The 20,770-nt window shown below is 72.3% G+C and carries 12 protein-coding genes and 1 pseudogene; 8 read left to right on the plus strand and 5 right to left on the minus strand.

What is annotated here, in order from left to right:
- Positions 1-153: 153 nt before the first annotated feature.
- Together ACFJGV_RS07810 and ACFJGV_RS07815 are read left to right on the plus strand one after the other, a co-directional pair.
- On the plus strand, positions 154-627 hold the full coding sequence (locus tag ACFJGV_RS07810; protein WP_378148108.1) for a GNAT family N-acetyltransferase: 474 nt from the start codon (positions 154-156) through the stop codon (positions 625-627).
- A gap of 47 nt (positions 628-674) precedes the next feature.
- Entirely contained in the window at positions 675-1,547 is an 873-nt protein-coding gene (locus ACFJGV_RS07815) for a VOC family protein (protein ID WP_378148110.1), read from the plus strand.
- 134 nt (positions 1,548-1,681) lie between these two features.
- On the opposite strand, the gene ACFJGV_RS07820 is transcribed toward ACFJGV_RS07815, so the two are convergent.
- The 4 genes and pseudogenes from ACFJGV_RS07820 to ACFJGV_RS07835 all read right to left on the minus strand — a co-directional run.
- On the minus strand, positions 1,682-2,554 hold the full coding sequence (locus tag ACFJGV_RS07820; protein WP_378148662.1) for a carbohydrate kinase family protein: 873 nt from the start codon (positions 2,552-2,554) through the stop codon (positions 1,682-1,684).
- Positions 2,555-2,562: 8 nt separating this feature from the next.
- Complete coding sequence (locus tag ACFJGV_RS07825; RefSeq protein WP_378148664.1) at positions 2,563-3,468, minus strand: pseudouridine-5'-phosphate glycosidase; 906 nt, start codon at positions 3,466-3,468, stop codon at positions 2,563-2,565.
- Between the two features lie 141 nt (positions 3,469-3,609).
- Positions 3,610-3,861, minus strand: coding sequence for an LPXTG cell wall anchor domain-containing protein (locus ACFJGV_RS07830; RefSeq protein ID WP_378148665.1), 252 nt, complete (start codon positions 3,859-3,861; stop codon positions 3,610-3,612).
- A 745-nt stretch (positions 3,862-4,606) separates the two neighbouring features.
- Positions 4,607-10,567, minus strand: a pseudogene (locus ACFJGV_RS07835) (ExeM/NucH family extracellular endonuclease); the annotation flags it as partial.
- A gap of 305 nt (positions 10,568-10,872) precedes the next feature.
- On the opposite strand from ACFJGV_RS07835, the gene ACFJGV_RS07840 reads away from it, so the two are divergent.
- From ACFJGV_RS07840 to ACFJGV_RS07865, 6 genes are all read left to right on the plus strand, one after another.
- The gene (locus ACFJGV_RS07840; RefSeq protein ID WP_378148111.1) at positions 10,873-13,701 is read left to right on the plus strand and encodes a LuxR C-terminal-related transcriptional regulator; all 2,829 of its coding nucleotides are present in this window, start codon (positions 10,873-10,875) and stop codon (positions 13,699-13,701) included.
- A 138-nt stretch (positions 13,702-13,839) separates the two neighbouring features.
- Positions 13,840-14,109 carry a phosphoribosylformylglycinamidine synthase subunit PurS gene (purS, locus tag ACFJGV_RS07845; protein WP_378148112.1) on the plus strand — a complete coding sequence of 90 codons (270 nt, stop codon included), beginning with the start codon at positions 13,840-13,842 and terminating at the stop codon, positions 14,107-14,109.
- The gene (purQ, locus tag ACFJGV_RS07850; protein ID WP_378148113.1) at positions 14,106-14,804 is read left to right on the plus strand and encodes a phosphoribosylformylglycinamidine synthase subunit PurQ; all 699 of its coding nucleotides are present in this window, start codon (positions 14,106-14,108) and stop codon (positions 14,802-14,804) included. The genes purS and purQ overlap by 4 nt, the downstream gene beginning before the upstream one ends.
- Before the next feature lie 116 nt (positions 14,805-14,920).
- Positions 14,921-15,436: an O-acetyl-ADP-ribose deacetylase gene (locus ACFJGV_RS07855; RefSeq protein WP_378148114.1), complete on the plus strand. Its 516-nt coding sequence runs from the start codon at positions 14,921-14,923 to the stop codon at positions 15,434-15,436.
- 4 nt (positions 15,437-15,440) lie between these two features.
- Positions 15,441-16,538 (plus strand): zinc-binding alcohol dehydrogenase family protein, encoded by a 1,098-nt coding sequence (locus tag ACFJGV_RS07860; protein WP_378148115.1) that lies wholly within the window; start codon positions 15,441-15,443, stop codon positions 16,536-16,538.
- 143 nt (positions 16,539-16,681) lie between these two features.
- A complete protein-coding gene (locus ACFJGV_RS07865) occupies positions 16,682-17,611 on the plus strand; it encodes a hypothetical protein (protein ID WP_378148116.1) in 930 nt (309 codons plus the stop codon).
- Between the two features lie 101 nt (positions 17,612-17,712).
- On the opposite strand, the gene ACFJGV_RS07870 is transcribed toward ACFJGV_RS07865, so the two are convergent.
- Positions 17,713-20,382 (minus strand): phosphoenolpyruvate carboxylase, encoded by a 2,670-nt coding sequence (locus ACFJGV_RS07870; protein ID WP_378148667.1) that lies wholly within the window; start codon positions 20,380-20,382, stop codon positions 17,713-17,715.
- Between the last annotated feature and the right edge of the window lie 388 nt (positions 20,383-20,770).

Below are 20,770 nucleotides of genomic sequence, written 5' to 3' on the forward strand. Positions count from 1 at the left end.
CCGTGCGACCCGTCCGATCCGTGCGCAGGATCCACTGCTCACTTCTGCACCCACTCCCCGGCAGAAGGCGCCCTCCCCGTCAGAAGGCGCCAGAAGTGAGCACCCGACGCCCGCGCACGAGGTGCGCATTCACCAGGCGGGTATCGTCGTCGGGTGAGCACCATCCTGCGGCTCGAGCGCCGCCGCTATGACGATGCGGATGCGCGCCCGCTGATCGAGGCCGTGCAGGCCGAGTACACGCGCATGTACGGGCAGCCCGACGGCGCGCCGCTCGATCCGGAGCAGCTGGCGCCGCCGGCCGGGGACTTCGTCGTCGCCTACCTCGACGGCGAGCCCGTCGGGATGGGCGGCTGGCGTCTCCTCCCCGACGGGCGCGCCGAGCTGAAGCGGATGTTCGTGCTCGAGTCGGCGCGCGGGCGCGGCATCTCGGCGCGGGTGCTCACCCACCTCGAGCACACGGCGCGCGCCGCCGGTGTCACCGAGATGGTGCTCGAGACGACCACGCTGCACGTCCCGGCGCTCGGTCTCTATCGTTCCCGCGGGTATGACACCGTGCCCGCGTTCGGGTACTACTCCGACGGCGAGCGCACCGTCTCGCTCGGCCGGTCACTCGCATCCGCGAACTAGTTGTACCTACAAGGAATGCCTCGGCGGCGGGCGACGTTGAGAGGAGCATGACGAGCACCGCATCCGACCTCCTCGCGCCCGCTACGGTGATGGGCGCCGTCACCCTCCGTGTCGGCGACCTCGACCGCATGATCGCCTACTACCGCGACGCCGTCGTGCTCGACGTGATCGCACAGGACGGCGACTCCGCCGTGCTCGGCCGCGGAGGGGTGCCCGCCGTCGTGCTGCAGTACGCGCCCGAGCTGCGACGGCCCGAGCCGCGCAGCGCGGGGCTCTTCCACACGGCGATCCTCTACGAGACGGAGGCGGCGCTGGCCGCGGCCGTCTACTCGGTCGCGACGCGCTTCCCCGGCTCGTTCACCGGCAGCTCCGACCACCTGGTGTCGAAGGCGTTCTACTTCGACGACCCGGAGGGCAACGGCGTCGAGCTCTACTGGGACCGCGACCGCACCGAGTGGAGCTGGGTGCACGGGTCGATCGAGATGTCGACGCTGTTCCTCGACCCGAACCGTTTCCTGCAGGAGCACCTCACCGACGCCACCCTCGCCGACCCCCGCGTCGGCGGCGCGAGCGTGGGGCACGTGCACCTCAGCGTCGGCGACATCGCGCAGGCGCGCGACTTCTACGTCGACACGCTCGGCTTCGAGGTGACGACGATGTACGGCACGCAGGCGCTCTTCGTCTCCGCGGGCGGCTACCACCACCACATGGCGATGAACGTGTGGGGATCGGCGGGCGCCGGGCGCCGGAGTCTCGCGCTGGGCCTGGGCCAGGTCGAGATCGTGGTGCCGGAGGCGGACGACGTCGCCGCCACCGACGAGCGGATGCGCCACCACGGCCTGCAGACCGCCCACGACGGCCGCGCCCTCACCGTCTCGGACCCCTGGGACAACACCGTCCTCATCCGCCCCGCCGCCTGACCCCGCACGGTCCTCCCCCTCGGTTTCGCCATGCTGGTGGCGTTTCGCCATACGCATGAGCATGGCGAAACGCCACCAGCATGGCGAAACCGTGAGGACAACGTGCGCGCGGGCGCGGACGGCGCGGACGGACGCTACGCGCGGCGGGAGCCGGGGGCGGCGAGCACCTCCGCGGCGGCGGCGCAGCCGGCCGCGACCGCCGCCTCCACGGGCTCGCCGCGGAGCGACGCGGCGAGGTAGCCGGCCGCGAAGCTGTCGCCCGCGCCCGTCGTGTCGCTCACCGCTTCGACCCGCGGCACCGGGAAGGACTGCTCGCCGGAGCGCGACACGATCAGCACCGGGCCGGCGCCGTTCTTGGCGACCAGCTCGCACCCGAGGTCCTGCACCCAGGCGCGGGCGTCGACGACGGCCGCCTCCTCGGCGTTCGCGAAGACCACCTCAGGCCGGATGGCCGCCACCAGACCGTCGAGCTCGTCGCCCAGGTCGCGCAGCAGCGACACGGAGGACAGGTCGATCGACACCGTCACCCCGCGATCCCGCGCCTCCGACGCGAGCGCGAGAAGGGCCTCGCGCGCGATCGGCGTCTGAAAGCCGTAGAGCGGCAGGTGCAGCCAGGCGACCCCGTCGAGCGCCTCCGACGGGAAGCGCTCGATCTCGGCCGACGCGGCGCGGTCGGGGATCATCGTGCGCTCGCCGACCGCATCCACGAGCACGATGACCGTCCCCGTGGTGCCGCCCCGCTGCAGCACCGTCTCGATGCCGCGGCCCTGCAGCTCCGCCTCGAGTGCGCCGCCGATCGCGTCGTCACCCACCCGGCCGAGGAAGCGCACACGCACGCCGTCCATGCCGGCGGCACGCACGGCGACGTTGGCCGCGCTGCCGCCCTGCGAGCGGAACACGCGCCCGGGGTTGTCGGTGCCCCGCTCGAGGGCGCCGACACCCCAGACCACGACGTCCTCGAGCAGGTCGCCCGCGACGGCGAGCAAGGGGCGATGCACCGGATCCACGACTCGGCTCAGCGGAGCGCGGCGGCGATCTGCGCGCCGAGAGCGACGTTGCCGCGGTAGACCTCGACGTTGACGTCGAGCGACGCCCCCTTGGTCTCGCGCTGGATGTAGTCGAGCAGGAACGGCGTGGTGTCGTTGCCGGCGACGTGGCCAGCCTCCGCCGCGGCGAGCGCCTGGGCGAGGACGGCGTCGTGCACGTCGATGGGGAGCTGCTTGTCGGCGGCGACCGGGTTCGCGACCAGCAGGGTCGACGAGATGCCGAGGCCGTCGCGCGTACCCACGATGTCGACGATCTCGTCGACGCCGTCGACCGAGTACTCGATGTCGTAGCCGGAGTCGCTGACGTAGAAGCCCGGGTAGTCGGTGGTGCGGTAGCCCACGACGGCGAGGTTGAGGGTCTCGAGGCGCTCGAGCGTGAGCGGGATGTCGAGGATCGACTTCACACCGGCGCTGATGACGACGAGCGGCAGGCCCGCGAGGGTGCCGAGGTCGGCCGACTCGTCGAAGGTCTGCTGGGCGCCGCGGTGCACTCCGCCGAGGCCGCCGGTGGAGAACACGCGCACCCCGGCGCGCGCGGCGAGGAACGCGGTCGCGGCGACGGTGGTGCCGCCGTTGAGCTTCTTCGCGGCGGCCACGGGCACGTCGCGCAGCGACACCTTGACGACGGAGTCGTCGTTCGACAAGCTCACGATCTCGTCGGTCGAGAGGCCCACGGTCGGCACGCCGCCGACCAGTCCGATCGTGGCGGGCACGACACCGGCCGCCCGCACGATCTCCTCGGCTTCGAGCGCCACCTCGACGTTGCGGGGGCGGGGCAGGCCGTGCGTGAAGATCGTCGACTCGAGGGCGAGAACGGGAGCGCCCGAGGCCACTGCGTCGCGGACCTCGTCGGACAGGACGAGAGAGGTGGGCATGGGTGGTTCCTTTCGAGCGGGGGATCCCCTCCACGGTAGTTGAGGCGAGCCCGCACCACGAAAACGACGGCGGCGCGAATGACGCCAACGACGCCGGCCCCGCACCCGGTGATCGGATGCGGGGCCGGCGTCGTGTGACTGCTACTCGCCGCCGTGCACCGGCCGGCGGCGGCGGATGATCGCCAGCCCGGCCCCTCCGACGAGGAGCAGGATCGCGACCACGATGCCCGGGTACACGGTCGCGCCGGTGGAGGCGAGGTCGCCCGATCCGGAACCCGATCCCGAGCCCGCCGGGGCGGAGCCCGATCCGGACCCGGACCCGGGCGCGCTGCCGTCGGCCGCGGCGATCGTGATGCTCGCCCACCCGATGACGTTGCCCTCCGCATCCTGCACCGCGATGCGGTGGGCGCCCAGCGGAGCGTCGGCGGGGATGACGACCGAGATGCTCCCGTCGGTCCCCCACCCGCTGCCACACGTCGCCCGCCGCGTTCGTCAGCAGGATCGGCGTGGAGTACAGCCAGGCGCTGACCCACTGCCCCGCGTACTGCGGGCCGACGAAGATCGTCAGCGAGCCGCCCGGCGCGACGGTGGAGGCGGAGAGGCCGATCGCGCCCTCGAGGTCGGGCGTGAGCGAGTCCTCACCCGCGGGCACCGGCGTCGTGGCCGGCGGCTGCTCGCCACCGCCCGGGTTCGTGCCCGCGTTCACCAGCACCGGGATGCGCACCACGGTACCGGAGGGCGCCGCGTCGAGCACGATCTCGGTCGCACCGGAGGCGTCGGCCGGGACGGTGAGCGACACGGTCGCCGCGCCGTTCGCCACGGCGATCGGCGCGATCACCGCGCTCGTGCCGTTCCAGGTGCCCGACAGCTCGGTGTTCTGCGGGCTGCCGAGGCTCGTGAGGTCGAGGCCCGAGACGTCGAACGAGAGCGTCGACCCCGCGTCGACCGCCGCGGTCGGCGCTCCGGTCACCTTCACCGCGTTGCGCTCGAAGCTCGGCGCGAGACCCGGGTTCGCCTGGAGGTAGGCGATCCACGCGTCGCGGTCGACGAGGCCCGAGTCGCGGGTGTCGGCGCCGTCCGCGAAGACGCGGAAGTTGTCGCCACCCTCGAGCAGGAAGTTGAACGAGCCCACGCGGTACGACGCCGCCGGGTCGATCGGCAGCCCGTCGATCCAGATGCCCGTGATGCGGTCGCCCGCCGCTCGGGTGTCGTCGTAGGTGTAGCGCACGTTGTCGGACAGGCCGAGCTTCAGGAACGGACGCGACGGGATGGTGCCGTCGGCGTTCGTCTGCCACTGCTGCTCGAGCGCGGTCTTGAACTGGGCTCCCGTGAGCGACGTGGTCCACAGGTTGTTCACGAAGGGCAGCACCGCGTTGGCCTCGGCATAGGTGATCACGCCGTCGGTGTTGAGCGGGTTGCCCGACGTGTCGCCGGCGTAGAGCAGCTCGGAGCGGAGCCCGCCCGGGTTGACCACGCCGATCTGCGCACCACCGCGGTCGGCCGACGACAGCGAGTCGACGAGCGAGTTGGCGACGAGGTTGCCGAGCGCCGACTCCGATGCTCGGTCGTCGCGGGTGCCGCCCGTGTAGACGCCGTTCGTGAACGAGCCGCCGGCGAAGGCCGTGGTGATGTCGGCCGTGACCGATCCCACCGGCTGGTTGCCGATCGTCGCCGCCTGGGCGAGCGCCGCATCCGTGATCGACTTCACCTGGGCCACCCGCGGGGAGGCCGCGACGAGCGAGGCGTCGGATGCGGTGGTGCGGGCCACATTGCGGGCCGAGTACGACTGCACGTCGCCCGACTGCGCGTCGACCGTGAGCACGATCTGGCCGATGTTCTCGCCGTAGCTGCCGGTCTGGAGGATCGGACGCGTCTTGCCGTCCTCTCCGGGGACGGGAGCGTCCCAGGCGTACTGCTTGTGGGTGTGACCGGTGAAGATCGCGTCGACGTCGGACGAGGTCTTCGTCACGATGTCGGCGAACGCTCCGCCCGCGGCGATCTCCTGCTCGAGGGACGCTCCGTCGGGCGTGCCCGCGCCGGCTCCCTCGTGGTACTCGGCGATGATGACGTCGGCTTCGCCGTTGGCACGGTTGCCGTCGGTGAGCTGGTCGGCGACGCGGTTGACCGCCTCGACCGGGTCGCCGAAGGTGAGCCCCTCGACACCGCCCGGGGAGACGAGGGTCGGCGTCTCCTGCGTGACCGCGCCGATGATGGCGATCGTCAGGCCCGCCTTCTCGACGATCCGGTACTCGGGGAGTGCCGGCTTCCCGTCGGGGCCGTAGACGTTGGCGCCGAGGTACTCCCAGTCGGCGGCGTCGGTGACACGTCCGGTGAGGTCGTCGAAGCCCTTGTCGAACTCGTGGTTGCCCACGGCGCTCGCCTCGAGGCCCAGGGCGTTGAGCACGTCGATCGTCGGCTGGTCCTGCTGCACGCTCGAGGCGAACAGCGAGGCGCCGATGTTGTCGCCCGCCGAGAGGAACAGCGAGTTGTCGTCGCCGTAGCCCGCCCTGAGCTGCTCGAGCGTGCCCGCGAACTTCACGGTGTTGGCGTCGATCCGACCGTGGAAGTCGTTGATGTTGAGGAGGTCGAGGTTCACCGTGTCGCCGGCCTCGACGCTGACCGGGATGCGCACCACGGTGCCCGAGGGCTTCGCCGTGAGCACGAGCTCGGTCGAGGTCGGGACGTTCTCCGGCACGATCACATCGACGGCCGCGGTCCCGTTCGTCACCGGGATCGGGTCGGAGGTCGCGGGCGACCCCGTCCACGACACCGACAGCTCCGTGTTCTGCGGGCTGCCGAGGCTGGTGAGGTCGAGACCCGACACCGTGGCGGTGAGGTGGTCACCGGCCTTCAGCGTGGCGTCGGTGACGCCGTCGACCGACACCGCCTGGCGGGCGAAGTCGGGCTTCAGTCCCTTGTTCGCCTTCAGGTAGGAGATCCACGCGTCGCGGTCGACGAGACCGGAGTCGCGGGTGTCGGTGCCGTTGGCGAACTCGCGGAAGTTGTCACCGCCGGTGAGCAGGAAGTTGAACGACCCGATCCGGTACGCCCGATCGGGGTCGATCGGCGCTCCGTTCACCCAGATGCCGGTGATGTGCTCGCCCCGGGGCGCATCCGGATCGACGGTGTACGTGACGTTCGACGACAGGCCGAGCTGCAGGTACGAGCGCGACGGGACGGAGCCGTCCTTGTTCGTCTGCCACTGCTGCTCGAGCACGGTCTTGAACTGCGCGCCGGTGAGCGACGTCGTCCAGAGGTTGTTCACGAACGGGAGCACCGCGTTCGCCTCGGCGTAGGTGATGACACCGTCGGTGTTGGCGGGGTTGGTCGAGGTGTCGCCCTTGAACAGCAGCTCCGCACGGAGGCCGCCGGGGTTGACCACGCCGATCTCGGCGCCACCGCGGTCGGCGGACGAGAGCGACGACACCAGGGAGTCGGCGACGAGGTCGCCGAGGGTCGACTCGGACGCCCGATCGTCGCGGGTGCCGCCGGTGTAGACGCCGTTCGTGTACGCCCCGCCCGCGAAGGCGGTCGTGATGTCGGCCGTCACGGAGCCGACCGGCTGGTTGCCGATCTCGGCGGCCTTGGCGAGCGCCGCATCCGTGATGGTCTTCACCTCGGCGACCCGCGGGTACTGCGCCGCGAGCTGAGCGTCGGTCTGGTCGGCGGGCTTCACGTAGCGCGGCACGTTGCCGGCGGTGTAGTCGACCACATCGCCGGTCTCGGCGTCGAGCGTCAGGCCCACCTGGCCGATGAACTCGCCGTAGTTGCCGGTCTGCACGATCGGACGGGTCTTGCCCGCCTCGCCGGGGACAGGGCCGTCCCACACGTACTGCTTGTGGGTGTGGCCTGTGAAGAGCACGTCCACGTCGGACGAGGTCTCGGTCACCATCTTCGCGAAGGCGCCGCCCGCGGCGATCTCCTGGTCGAGGGTCGCCCCCTCGACGGCGCCGTCACCGGCACCCTCGTGATAGAGCGCGATGATCGTGTCGGCCTCGCCGTTCGACTCGTCTCCGTCGGAGAGCTGCGCCGCGACGCGGTTCACCGCGTCGACCGGGTCGCCGAAGTCGAGGTCGGCGATGCCGGCCGGGGTCACCAGAGACGGCGTCTCCTGGGTGATCGCGCCGATGACGCCGATCCGCAGCCCGTCCTTCTCGATGACCGTGTACTCCGGCAGCGCCGGGTCGGTGGTGCCCTTCTTGTAGACGTTGGCGCCGAGGTAGTCGAAGTCGGCCGCCTCCGTCACACGTCCGGTGAGGTCGGCGAAGCCCTGGTCGAACTCGTGGTTGCCCACGGCGCTCGCCTCGAGGCCCAGGGCGTTGAGCACGTCGAGCGTCGGCTGGTCCTGCTGCACGCTCGAGGCGAACAGCGAGGCGCCGATGTTGTCGCCCGCGGAGAGGAAGAGGGTGTTGTCGTCCCCGGACGCCGCACGGAGCTGCTCGATCGTGTACGCCCAGGAGACCGTCTTGTCGTCGATCCGACCGTGGAAGTCGTTGATGTCGAGCAGGTTCAGGTCGACCGTGTCGGCCGCCGCCCCGTCGAACGAGTAGCCCACGACCACCGGGTCGTGGTCGCTCGAACGGTAGACGCTGGTGTCGTAGAAGTCGGTCGCGTTGTAGTTGTAGCGGCTGTACTCGAGAGCGATCGACAGGCCGGAGTTGATGTTCCAGATGTCGGTGCCGGTGACGTGCGCGACCGCGCCGGGCGAGGCGAACACGTGGTCGAGCGAGCCGACCGATCCGTCGAACGAGTAGCTGTGCTTGCCCGTCGCGACACCGAGGTCGGTGTACCCGGCGTTCGTGATCTCGACGACCGGATCCTCCTGCGAGTAGGCGTTGAAGTCGCCGAGGAGGAAGACGCGGTCAGTGCCGAGCTCGGTCTGCAGGTCGCCGGAGAAGGACACCAGCGCCTTCGCCTGAGCGACGCGGGACGCGTTGGACGCACCCTGTCCGTCGCCCTGATCGGCGTCCGCTCCGGTGCCGGAGCTCTTCGACTTGAAGTGGTTGACGATCGCGATGAACGCCTCGTCGTCGGACCCGCCGACAGGCTCGAACTCCTGCGCGAGCGGCTGGCGGGCGTTCGAGAAGGCGTCGGAGACGAGCACGTGAGAGGCGCCGACGGGCTCGACGGCGTCCTTCTTGTAGATGAACGCGGTGCGGATGACGTCCTGCGCGTCGAGCGGGGGCAGCTGGTCGGCGGCCGGCGACGGCACGAACTCCCAGTCGCCGCCGTCGTGCGGCGCGGCGTTCAGTGCGGCGACGAGCGTCTTCAGCGCGTCGTCGCGGTCCTTCCCGAACTTGGCGGAGTTCTCGATCTCCTCGAGCGAGACCACCTCGGCGCCGAGGCCGTTGATCGCGGCGACGATCTTCGCCTGCTGGCGCGCGAGGTCGTCGGCGTCGGCGGCGCCGCGGGCGTCGCATCCCTTGTTCACCGTGACGGGCTCGCCGTCGCGGTCGGTGTAGAAGACGCAGCCCGACAGCTGGTCGCCGGTGGTGGTGAAGTAGTTCAGCACGTTGAAGCCGGCGAGCTGGATGTCACCGCCGACGTTCGCGGGCGCCGTCGTGAGGCTCGACGAGAACTCGACCGGGTTCACGGTGGCGTCGTTCTCGACGGTGAGCTGCTGGGTGGGCTGGAAGTTCCAGAGCCCGTTGCGGAAGTCGAAGATCACCGGCGAGGTGAAGCTGACCCGGTCGTTGACGCTGATGTCGTGGTCGGCCGTGAGGTACGGCAGCGGGATGCCCGAGTTGGCGCTGGTGCTGAAGTTGATGCTGGCACCGTCGTCGAGGGTGACCGCGCGCGCCGCGTTGTCGGCGACCGCCGTGGCGTAGGCGTCGGTGCCCGGACGGGCGATCTCGGTGGGGTTGAGGAGCGGCGTCGTGCCCGAGGCGAGACCGAACGACGCGAAGTAGTTGGCGTCGTAGGTCTCGCTCACGGTGAAGTCGCCCTGCGGGGCGAGCAGCATGCTCTCGAGCGACTCGCGCTGGGCGGCGTCGCGCGGCAGCTCGACGGTGGCGGGCGTGACCGGGGCCGAGGCCGCGGTCTTCGCCAGGAGGCCGCCCGCGGCGACGTTCAGCTCGGTGTAGTTCTTGAACTCGTTCACCGTGCCCGTGACCGTGACCTCGTCGCCGATGGCGACGTCGCCGACGGTGGCGTCGGAGAAGACGAAGAGGGCGTCGGAGGCGGTGTGCGTGGCGAGGTCGATCGCCCCGCCGGTGCCCGCGGTTTGGATGACGTAACCGCGGAAGCCGCCCGTGGGGTACGTCGCGGTGACGACTCCCTGGGTGGTGACGGTCTGCCCGTTGAGCGGGGAGACGTCGGTGGTGCCCTGGATGTCGGCGATCGAGGTGATCGTGGGGTCGGCCGGATCGGTCGGGTCGGTGGGATCCGTCGGGTCGGTGGGGTCCGTCGGGTCCGTCGGGTCGGTGGGGTCCGTCGGGTCGGCGTCGGATGCGGCGTTCTGCGGCGTGACGTCGGCGCTCGAGACGAAGTCGGACACGCTGCTGTCGGTGTCGGCGAAGTCGGTGCGCTGGAGCGAGTTCGGCGTGGTGTTCGGGCCGTCGACGGTCGCCGGGCTGGTGCCCTCGAACGTGTTGGAGGTGCCGAAGCCGACCGCGTCGACGACGTCCGGTGCGCCCGCGACGTTCCCCGTCGGCAGCGTCAGCGGCGTGGCCGTGGAGGCGAGGTAGAGGGTCCCCGTGGTGCCGCTGGGGTTGAGGCCGAGGGTGGCGTCGGGGGTCGGGAGCGGCTGTCCGGTCGAGCCGTTGCTGCCCAGCTGCACCAGGTAGTGGCCCTCGGGGGCGATCGATCCGCTGAGCGCGCCCGCCTGGCCGGCGCCGGTGCCGGTCGCGGAGCGGTACTGCAGCGACCATCCGTCGAGGGGGACGGCCGCGTCCCCCGGGTTGTAGAGCTCGACGAACTTGTTCACGTAGGGAGCGCCTGCGCTGCCCCCCTTCGTGTACGCCTCGTTGATGACGACGCCGGTGCCGGCGGGTGAGGCGGAGGCGGGCGATGAGAACGCGACGAGAGGTGCGACGACGAGCGCACCTCCGGCCAGTGCCGCGAGCGCCTTCGTGTGGGCTCGACGGATGGAGTCGGACATGGGGCTCCTCGGGGTGGCGATCACAGGGGTTTCTCAGGTGGAGAGTCCGACCCAGGCTAGGAGAGCACCCTACCCGAAAGAAAGACTGAACATTTCGGGGAAGTAAATTTAACGAAACTGAATGATCGTCACCCCTTTGGGGGGTACGAGCATAACCTGAGACGAGAAGATGGGGCAACCGGGGCAACCGACCCGCCGCTGTCAAGGCTCCCCGGTCTCGAGTGTCCGGACGTAATGTGAGGAGACGGCGTCACAGCCGTCTGCTTCTCGGCAGTTCGAAGGGGTGATCGAACGGATGAGCACACATGGGAGATGACGACGCAACGGACGACACCGGTCATCCCTCGACAGTGGGGACCGACCGCGACGCGGAGCGCACGGCGAAGACGGCTCTGACCGGCCGCTCGGTCATCGTGGCCGGCCCGCTGGGCAGCGGCAAGTCGCACTACCTGCGCGCGGTGGGCGATCTCCTCACGGAGTGGGGTGCCGAGCACCTGGTCGTCCCGGGCTCCACCGCACTGGCCGGCACCGTCTACGGCGCGATCGAGGCCGCGGGTGCCGGCTGGCTGGTCGAGGACATCGGGGGCCCGGCGAACAGCACGGACCCGACGATCGTGGTGGTCGACGATGCCCACGACCTCGACGAGGCCGGCGCCCTGCTGCTCGCCCGACTCGTGTACCGCAGGCGGGTCACCCTCGTCGCCGGGCTCACCATGCCCCGCTCCTCCTCCGCCTCCGTGGGGGCCTCCGGGCGAGCGCTCCTCGACCTCTGGCTGCGCGGCGAGGCCGACCGCCTCGACCTCCACCTGCTCGACGAGGACACCGCCCTCGACCTGGTCGACACCTTCGACGACGACCACCTCCTCGGGCTGGTCACCCGGCGCGCGCTGCTCTTCCATGCCTCCGGCTCGCGGGCGCTGCTCAGGGAGCTGACGACCGAGTGCGTCGCCGCCAAACGCTCGGGGATCGATCCGCTCCGCCGCATCCGGGAGCTTCCCCCGTGGTCGCGGGTCGAGGCCACGCTCGACGCCGAGATCGCGCAGTACTCCCCCGAGGAGTGCCTCGTGCTGGCCGTGCTCGAGGCGCTGAGCGGCATCGGCTACGCGGATGCGCAGAGCGTCGTCCGGCCCGGCACCCTCGCGGCGCTGCTCGACGAGGGGCTCGTACACGCCGACGGGACGACCGGGCGCCGCCTGTACGTGAGCCCGCTGGTCGCCCGGGCGGCGGCCCGGCGCCTCCCGGCCGGCACGCTCGACGAGGCACTGAGCGCGGCGGCGCGCGGAGCGCTCCGGGACTGGCATCCGCATCGGTCGGCGCGGGAGAGCATCAACGTCGTGTCGCACTGGGAGTTCGTGTCGGAGAGGAGCTCGGGTGCGGGGGCACGGTCCGTCGACGGCGGCGAGTCCGGCGCGTCCGGCGCGGCGGACGGTGCCCTGGTGCGGCGGCTGATCATCGCGGCGGCGCGGGATGCGGATCGACGGGGACGCTACGACCTCGCGCTGGCGTTCGTGCGGCTCGGCGACCGGTGGCTGTCCCCGGCGGCGGCGGCGGTCCTGCGATCGCGCGCGCTCGTGGGCGCGCGCGATGAGAGCTCGGCCGTGGATGCGCTCGTGGCACTCGACACTGATGGGGTAGACGCAGTGGCCGGCGCGGATCAGGCGGGGCTCGGGTCTGCGGCGCGGCGGCGGGTGCTCCGCTGGGCCGTGGCGCTGCGCAACCGCAGCGGGTCAGGTGACCCGCGCCTGCGCCGCTTCATCGACGACCTGGTGGCGTCGGCGCCCGACGACGACGCGCTCGCGGCCGAGGTCGCCGTCGCCGACGCGGAGCTGAGCGCGCTCAGAATGGACTGGCCGGACGCCGTGGAGCGCACACGCGGCGTGCTCGAGAACCCGGCCGTCGCGACCGTCACGCGCATCCGCGCCGCGCTGGTCCACGCACTCGGCAGCGCATACATCGGCGACTGGGGTCGCGCGGAGGCGCTCTTCCGCGAGATCGAGCTGGGCACCCGCGACCCCATCACGGGGCGCACCAACGACGTCACCACCGCATCCTGGTCGCTCTGCTTCGAAGCGCTGGGCAGGATGGCAGCCGGTGCCGACATGCGTCCGGTCGCCGACCGCCTCCCCGCCGTGGTCGACGCCGCCGTGCTCGAGGACCACCGCGCCGCGCTCTGCGTGCTCAGCATGGCGACCGGCTCGGTCAACTGGCAGACCGGCGCGTTCACCGACGCGGTCGCGGACTATGCGGCGACCGCCCTCCGCTGCGACCTCCTCGAGCTGGCGATCTGGCGGCCCGTGGCCCTCTACTCGCACGCCATCGCCCTTCACAGTGCCCGCCGGCACGACGAGGCGATGGCGGTCTTCGCGAAGGCCGAGCTCGAGGACCGCCCCCATCCGATGCATGACTACGCCCGGCACCTGACGGAGAGCATCCTGCTGCCCGCCGAGGGCGACCTCGCCGCGGCCGCCACCGCCGCGTCGGCGCTCCTCGACGTCAGCTCGCACGGGACGCCGACGCTCGAGAGCCGCGACCGCTTCATGCTCGCCACCCTCACCCGGTCGGATGCGGAGTCCGCCGAGCGGATGCTCGCCCTCCTCGACGAGGCAGATCTTCCGCTCCCGCGCGCGCTCGCCGAGGACGTCGCCGCTCGGGCGCTCGACGACGAGGAGCTCGTGGAGCAGTCGCGGCGGCACCTGCTCGACATCGGCGCGGGATGGGGTGAGTTCGCGGGAGCGCTCGGCGTCGCGCCCCCGCCGCGAGCGGTGGGCACCGCGCCTCCGGGGCAGCGCCGGGCGGCGCGTCGGCCGCGGCTCCGCGTCGTGGGGGCGACGCAGGGCGACGGGGCGGAGCGGTTCTCCGAGCCCGCACCGACACGCGGGTCAGTGACAGCACCCGCGACGGGGCCGGTCCCCGTCCGCGCGACCGCGCTCGGCGAGGGGACCCTCGCCGACCTCACCGAGCGCGAGGTCGAGATCGCCGAGCTGGTGGCGCACGGGCTGTCGAACAGGCAGATAGCGGCCGAGCTCTACCTCTCGGTGCGCACCGTCGAGTCGCACATCTACCAGGCACGAGTCAAGCTCGGGGCCCCCAGCCGCCGCGAGCTGGGACGCCTCGTCTCGGGCGAGCCGGCGTAGGCCACCGTCTGGCGCCTCGGACGCGGGTGCGGGCCGGTAGGATCGGAGGGTCCGCGCGGGCGCACGCCCCGCGATCCGTTCGTCGGATCCCCACAACGCACCCGATCCCATCGATCCCCTTTGATCCCAGGAGAGTCCATGCCGAAGATCGTCGTCGAGGTCATGCCGAAGGCCGAGCTGCTCGACCCCCAGGGCAAGGCCGTCGCGGGTGCGCTCGCCCGGCTCGGGCACGAGGCGTTCGCGTCCGTGCGCGTGGGCAAGCGGTTCGAGCTCGAGGTGGAGGGCGAGGTCACCGACGACGTGCTCGCCACCGTGCGCGAGGTCGCCGACGAGCTGCTGTCGAACTCCGTCATCGAGGACGTCGTGGCCGTCCGCGTCGAGTCGGAGCCCGCCGGGGTAGCCTCATGAGCCGCGTCGGGGTCGTCACCTTCCCCGGATCGCTCGACGACCGCGACGCCCAGCGTGCCGTCCGCCTCGCGGGCGGCGAGCCCGTCGCGCTCTGGCACGGCGACCACGACCTGCAGGGCGTCGACGCGATCGTGCTCCCGGGCGGGTTCAGCTACGGCGACTACCTGCGCTGCGGCGCGATCGCGTCGCACTCCCCCATCATGCGCGAGGTCGTGTCCGCCGCCGAGCGAGGCGTGCCCGTGCTCGGCATCTGCAACGGCTTCCAGATGCTCACCGAGGCCCACCTCCTGCCCGGCGGCCTCATCCGCAACGACCACGGCAGCTTCATCTGCCGCGACCAGGTGCTGCGCGTCGAGAACGCGACCACCGCGTGGACGCACGAGTTCGAGCAGGGCGACGAGATCGTCGTGCCGCTGAAGAACGGTGAGGGCGGTTACATCGCCGACGCCGAGACGCTGGCGAGGCTCGAGGGCGAGGGTCTCGTGGCCTTCCGCTACGTGGGTGTCAACCCGAACGGCTCGCTCCACGACATCGCCGGCGTCACCAACGAGCGGGGCAACGTCGTCGGGCTCATGCCCCACCCGGAGCACGCCGTCGAGCCCGGCTTCGGCCCCGACACCGCCGCCGCCATGCGCTCGGGCGTCGACGGCCTCCGCCTCTTCACCTCCGCGCTCCGTTCCCTGCTCGCTGCGTAGTTCCCGTCGCGCCCGCGCTCTTCTCGAGTGCCCCCAGGAACAGCGCTTGCCCAGTGGCTCGCATCCGCGGTTCTCGGGTGTGCTGGACGGGGATGGGTCGGCGTAGCGTCGAGGGCATGCGCGACATCACGCTCCTGCAGGGCGACATCACGACCATGGCCGTGGATGCGGTGGTGAACGCCGCGAACTCGTCGCTGCTGGGCGGCGGCGGGGTCGACGGTGCGATCCACCGAGCCGGCGGGCCGGCGATCCTCGAGGCCTGCCGCGCGCTGCGCGCCACCACCCTGCCCGACGGCCTCCCCGCGGGCGACGCCGTCGCCACGACGGCGGGGCGGATGCCCGCACGGTGGGTGATCCACACGGTCGGGCCGGTGTGGTCGCCGCGGGACGACCGGTCGGCCGTGCTGGCGTCGGCCTACCGGCGGTCGCTCGAGGTGGCCGCCGAGCTCGGCGCCGCCTCGGTGGCCTTCCCGGCGGTGAGCGCGGGCGTGTACGGCTGGCCGCATGAGAGCGCCGCCGAGATCGCGCTCGAGTCGGTCGATGCGAGCCCCTACGAGGGCGCGGTGTCGTTCGTGCTGTTCAGCGACGCGATGCTGAGGGTGTTCGAGGCGACGCTCGACCGCCTACGCTGACGGCATGAGTCTCGCCGTCCTCGCCCGGTCGTTCGGTTCGCCAGAGGTGCTGGAGGTCGTCGAGGTCGATCCGCCGGTCGCCGGCCCCGGGCAGGTCGTCATCGAGGTGCGCGCGGCCGGGGTCAACCCCGCCGATGCGAAGCTCGTCGCCGGCACGTTCGGCGACGACCCGTCGATGCTGCCGATCCGCCCCGGGTCCGAGGTCGCCGGTGTGGTGACGGCTCTCGGTCCGGATGCGGTCGACGGCGTCCTCCAGGGCGGCGACGGCCCGGTGTCGGTCGGCGACGAGGTCATCGCGTACCGCGTCTCGGGCGGCTACGCCACCGAGGTCGCCGTGCGCGCCACCTCGGTGTTCGCGAAGCCCGCGGCTGTCGGCTGGGCGGCGGCCTCCGGCCTGCTGCTCGCGGGCGTCACCGCGTGGCACCTCGTCGAGGCCACGGGCGTCGGGCCCGACGACGTCGTGATCGTACTGGGCGCCTCCGGCGGGGTCGGCGCGATGGCGGTGCAGCTCGCCGCCCTCCGCGGCGCCCGCGTGGTCGGCGTCGCGAGCGCCGCCCACGCCGACTACGTCACCGCCCTCGGCGCCACGCCGGTCCCCCGCGGCCCCCACCTCGAGTCCCGCCTCCGCGAGGCCCTCTCCGCGCTCGGCGTAGGCGGCGCTGGCGGGGAGGGCGGCGCCGGCGGAGACGGCGGAGCCGGCGACGCGAGTGGCGCTGGCGGGGCGGGCGGCGCCGGTGGAGACGGCGGAGCCGGCGACGCGGGTGGCGCTGGCGGGGCGGGCGGAGCTCTCGCGACGGTCGCACTCGATACGGCGGGCGGGGCCGAGGGCCTGGACGCCGCGGTCGCGCTCGTCCCCGACCGAGCCCGCATCGCCACCATCGCCGCCTTCGAGCGCGGAGCCGAGCTCGGCATCCGCCTGCTGGGCAGCGGCCCCGGCGCCGACCCGGGCACCTCCCTCCGCAACGCCGCCCGCGCCCCTCTGGTCGCCCTCGCCGCGGACGGCTCCCTCACGGTCACCGTCGCCGCCACCCACCCGTTGTCCTCCGCCGCCGAGGCCCTCACCCTCCCCCACGCCCCCGGCAAGGTAGCCCTCCTCCCCTGACTCGTCCCCTCCCGTCCTCGTTTCCTCGAGTACCCCCGGAAAGAGCGGTTGCACGAGCCGCGCATCCGCGTTTCTTGGGTGCACTCGGTGGTCGGCCCTGTGGATAACGCCCACGCAGGCCGCCCACCCTCCACCATGGTGCGATGCCCCTCGCCACACCGCTCCCTCTCGATCTCCGGCGCATCCCCTTCTCCACCCGCATGGCGATCGACCGCGGCGTGCGCGAGGGGCGCCTGCGGGCGTCCGACGTCGCGCATCCGTTCCACGGGGTCCAGCGAGTCGCGCAGGTCCCCGACGACGTACAGAGCCGGTGCCTTGACTACCTGCCGCGGATGCGTGAGGGCCAGTTCTTCAGCCATCTCACCGCCGCCGAGCTCTGGGGCCTACCCGTCCCGCGCCTCGTGCGCCCGGGCGGCGAGCTCGATGTCGCTGCGGTCCGACCCACCCGAGCGCCACGCACCCGCGGAGTGATCGGGCACGACCTCACGGCCGGCGGCGTCCGCGTGCAGATGCTCGGGCCCCTGCCTGTGGCCGATGTGCTGAGCACCTGGGTGCAGTTGCGATCGCTCGTCGGCCCGCGCTTCGACTTCGCCGATCTCGTCGCCGCCGGAGATGCCGCGGTCCTCCGGCGTCCCCGCGCCGACAGGACGCTCGCCCCGGCGCTGACGACTCTCGACGAGCTGAGAGCGCGCGTCTCGACGGCAGACCGCCGGGGCCGCGTCCTGCTCGGCCAGGCGGCTGAGGCGGTCCGCGAGGGTGCCGAGTCGGCACCCGAGACTCGGCTCCGACTCGTCCTCATCGACGGCGGGTTACCGGAGCCACTCGTCAACGCGGATGTGTATGACGAGTTCGGCCTGTTCCTCGGGCGCGGCGACCTCGTGTATCCCGATTCGTGCCTCGTCGTCGAGTACGACGGCGACGACCACCGCACCTCCGTCGCACGCTACGAACGCGACCAGACCAGGATCGACGCCTTCCGCGAGGCTCGGTGGCACGTCATCCGGATCCGCGCGCAGGCTCTGTACAAGCGGCCGGCTTGGGTGGTGCAGCGCGTGCGTCGGGCCCTGCGATGAAGCGCACCGTGAACCCCGGGCGCCGCCGAGCACACCCGAGAAGCGCGGTGCAACGACTGCTGCAACCGCGCTTCTCGGGTGTACTCAGGGCCTGGCGGGGATCAGCCCGTGTTCTGGAGGCCCGCGGCGACGCCCGAGACCGACAGGAGGAGGAGGCGGCGCACATCCGGAGCGGCGGGGGCAGCGGGCGACTGCGTCGCCGCCTGCGTCGCGGCGGAGGCAGCCTCCTCCGGGGCGCGGAGGGAGCGAAGTGCGCGCAGCTGCAGCAGCGAGAGGGCGTCGACGTACGGGGAGCGCAGCTGCACCGCGGTGCGGAGCACCGGGCGCGACTCGAGCACCGAGGAGGAGCCTGTGGCGACGAGCACCCAGCGACGCGTGAGCGCCATCTCGTCGAGCACGAGGCCGGCGAGGTCGTCGCGGTCGCCGAGGGCGAGGTACCTGCGGGCGATCCGGTCGTCGGTCTTCGCGAGAGACATCTCGACGTTGTCGATCATCGCCCGGAAGAGCGGCCACCGCTCGTATGCCGAGCGCACCAGCGACTCGTCGCCGACCGCGGCGAGCGCGGTACCGAGCCCGAACCAGCCGGTGAGGTTGATGCGCGCCTGCGTCCACGCGAACACCCACGGGATGGCGCGGAGATCCTCGAGCGACGAGACCGAGAGGCCGCGTCGTGCTGGGCGCGACCCGAGCGCGAGCCAGCCGATCTCCTCCATCGGGGTGACCTGCGCGAACCACGACGCGAATCCGTCGGCCTTCACGAGCTCGAAGAACCGGGCGCGCGACGCCTCGTCCATCGTGGCCGCCATCGGCGCGAACTCGGCCGCGGCCGACGACGTGCGGGCGACGTTCGAGGGCGACGAGGCGAGCAGCGTCGCCGACGCGACCTGGTCGATGTGACGCTGCGCGATGACCGGGTTCCCGTAGCGCGCGAAGATGACCTCGCCCTGCTCGGTGAGCTTGAAGCGGCCGTCGACGGATCCCGGCGGCTGGGCGAGCACGGCCTGGTTCGCCGGGCCGCCGCCTCGCCCGAGGGCACCGCCGCGGCCGTGGAACAGTGTCAGCACGATGTCGTTGCGCTCGGCCCACTCGGCGATCCGCGCCTGCGCGTCGTACAGCGCGAGGGTCGCAGCGACAGGGCCGACGTCCTTCGACGAGTCGGAGTACCCGAGCATCACCTCGACGCGGCGGCCCGTGGCGGCGAGGCGCGCCTGCACCTCGGGCAGCTCGAGCATCTCGTCGAGGATCCGCGTCGACGCCTGCAGGTCGTCGAACGTCTCGAAGAGCGGGATGACGTCGAGCGTCGGGACCTCGCCGCCCGGCCCGGCGGCGTAGCGCGCCAGGCGGTAGACGTTCGCCAGATCGTCCGACGACTGCGTGAACGACACGATGTACCGGCGCGCGGCGATCACGCCGAAGCGGCGCTGGATGTGCTGGATCGTCCGGAAGACGTCGAGCACCTCTCCCGTCATGTCGTCGAGCGGGGCCGATGGATCTGCGTCGCGCGCCCGCAGCTCGGCGAGCGCGGTGCGATGCACCTTCGAGTGCTGCCGCACCTCGAGCTCGGCGAGGTGGAAGCCGAACGTCTCCACCTGCCACAGCAGCCGCTGCAGTTCGCCGTAGGCGGAGCGGCGGTCGCCCGCCGCGACCAGCGACTCCTGCACGACGAGCAGGTCGGCGCGCAGCTCGTCCGCGCTGGCGTACGCGAGGTCGGCGTCGCGCCGCCGCGTGGCGACGATCCGCTCGGCGGCGAACAGCATCACCTGGCGGTGCGGCTCGTTGGGCGAGCGCTCCGCGATGTCGGCCGCGAGATCCTGCGCCAGTTGGCGCTGCTCCTCGCGCAGCCTGGTGAGGGCCGGGCTCGGCGGGGTGGTCGAGGCGTCGAGCGTCAGCGTGCGCGCGATGCGTGTGGTGGCACGCTCGAGGCCGAGGAGCACGTGCTCCGACGCGATCTCGGCGGCCGTGCGCGTGATCCGGGCGGTGACGTTGGGGTTGCCGTCGCGGTCGGCGCCGATCCAGCTGCCGAGCCGCACGAAGGCCGGGGCGATCGGGCGAACGACGCCCGCATCGTCACCGGCGATGGCGTCGTCGAGGGCGCGGTACACATCCGGGACCGCGCCGAACAGGGTCTCGTCGAAGACGGCCATGGCCGTGCGCACCTCGTCGAGCGGCGACGGCTTCTCGCTGCGAAGCGGCGCGGTGCGCCACAGGATGTCGACCTCGGCGAGCAGGGCCCGCTCGTTCTCGGCGAGCACGCCGCCGCGGGTGTGCGGGTCGTCGCGCTCGGCGAGCAGGGCGCCGATGCGGCGGATCGCGTTCGCGACCGCGCGCCGCCGCGCCTCGGTGGGGTGCGCGGTGAACACGGGTCGGAACTCGAGCGCCGCGAGCCGCCGGGCCGCCTCCTCGTCGCCGACCTCGGCCGCGAGCGCGGTGAGCGCGCCGGGCAGCGTCTCGATCGACGGATGCTCGGGGTCGGCCTCGGCGGCCCGGGCGCGCAGCACGCGGACACGGTGGTTCTCCTCCGCGAGGTTCACGAGGTGGAAGTAGCTCGTGAACGCGCGAGCGAGTTCTTCAGCGCGAGTCGCGTCGAGCGAGTCGACGAACGCCTCGGCCTTCTCGATCGCCTCGGTCGACTCCGGATGCGTGAATGCGCCGATGGTGAGGCCGCGCAGCGTCTCGACGTCGGCGAGGAGGCCGTCGCCGCCGCTCTCGCGGAGCACGGTGCCGAGGAGCGCACCGAGCAGCTTGACGTCGGCGCGGAGCACATCGGGCATGTCGAGCGCGGAGACCGCGCGTTCCACGTGCTCACCGACGGCATCGTGCGTGTCGGCGGCGGAGGTGGGACGCTGCAGTTCGTGCGCGGGGTTCTCGCCGGGCGTGGCAGCGCCGGACGGGGACGTTTCGGGCATGCTCCGAGCCTACCCAGGCCGTGTGACGCGCGTGTGACGCGGCGTCATCCCCCGTCGCGGGCCGCGCAGGCCGAGCACACCCGGAAAGAGCGGTTGCACGCGCCGGCCAGCCGCGGAAACCGGGTGCACTCGCCCGCGTACCGGCGCCGCGCATCCGAGCACACCCCGAAAGAGCGGTTGCACGGGCCGCCCAGCCACGGAAGTCGGGTGCACTCGCCCGCGCCCGCGCCCCGGCAACGCGCCGCGCGGGGCG

The organism is Cnuibacter sp. UC19_7, assembly GCF_042699995.1.
In the GTDB taxonomy this organism is placed as follows: domain Bacteria; phylum Actinomycetota; class Actinomycetes; order Actinomycetales; family Microbacteriaceae; genus Cnuibacter.

Coding starts and splice junctions, on each gene's coding strand:
- ACFJGV_RS07815 (WP_378148110.1), top strand. CDS start 675: ATGACGAGCACCGCATCCGACCTCCTCGCGCCCGCTACGGTGATGGGC.
- ACFJGV_RS07825 (WP_378148664.1), bottom strand. CDS start 3,468: ATGCCCACCTCTCTCGTCCTGTCCGACGAGGTCCGCGACGCAGTGGCC.
- ACFJGV_RS07840 (WP_378148111.1), top strand. CDS start 10,873: ATGGGAGATGACGACGCAACGGACGACACCGGTCATCCCTCGACAGTG.
- purS (WP_378148112.1), top strand. CDS start 13,840: ATGCCGAAGATCGTCGTCGAGGTCATGCCGAAGGCCGAGCTGCTCGAC.
- purQ (WP_378148113.1), top strand. CDS start 14,106: ATGAGCCGCGTCGGGGTCGTCACCTTCCCCGGATCGCTCGACGACCGC.
- ACFJGV_RS07855 (WP_378148114.1), top strand. CDS start 14,921: ATGCGCGACATCACGCTCCTGCAGGGCGACATCACGACCATGGCCGTG.
- ACFJGV_RS07860 (WP_378148115.1), top strand. CDS start 15,441: ATGAGTCTCGCCGTCCTCGCCCGGTCGTTCGGTTCGCCAGAGGTGCTG.
- ACFJGV_RS07865 (WP_378148116.1), top strand. CDS start 16,682: ATGCCCCTCGCCACACCGCTCCCTCTCGATCTCCGGCGCATCCCCTTC.
- ACFJGV_RS07870 (WP_378148667.1), bottom strand. CDS start 20,382: ATGCCCGATGTGCTCCGCGCCGACGTCAAGCTGCTCGGTGCGCTCCTC.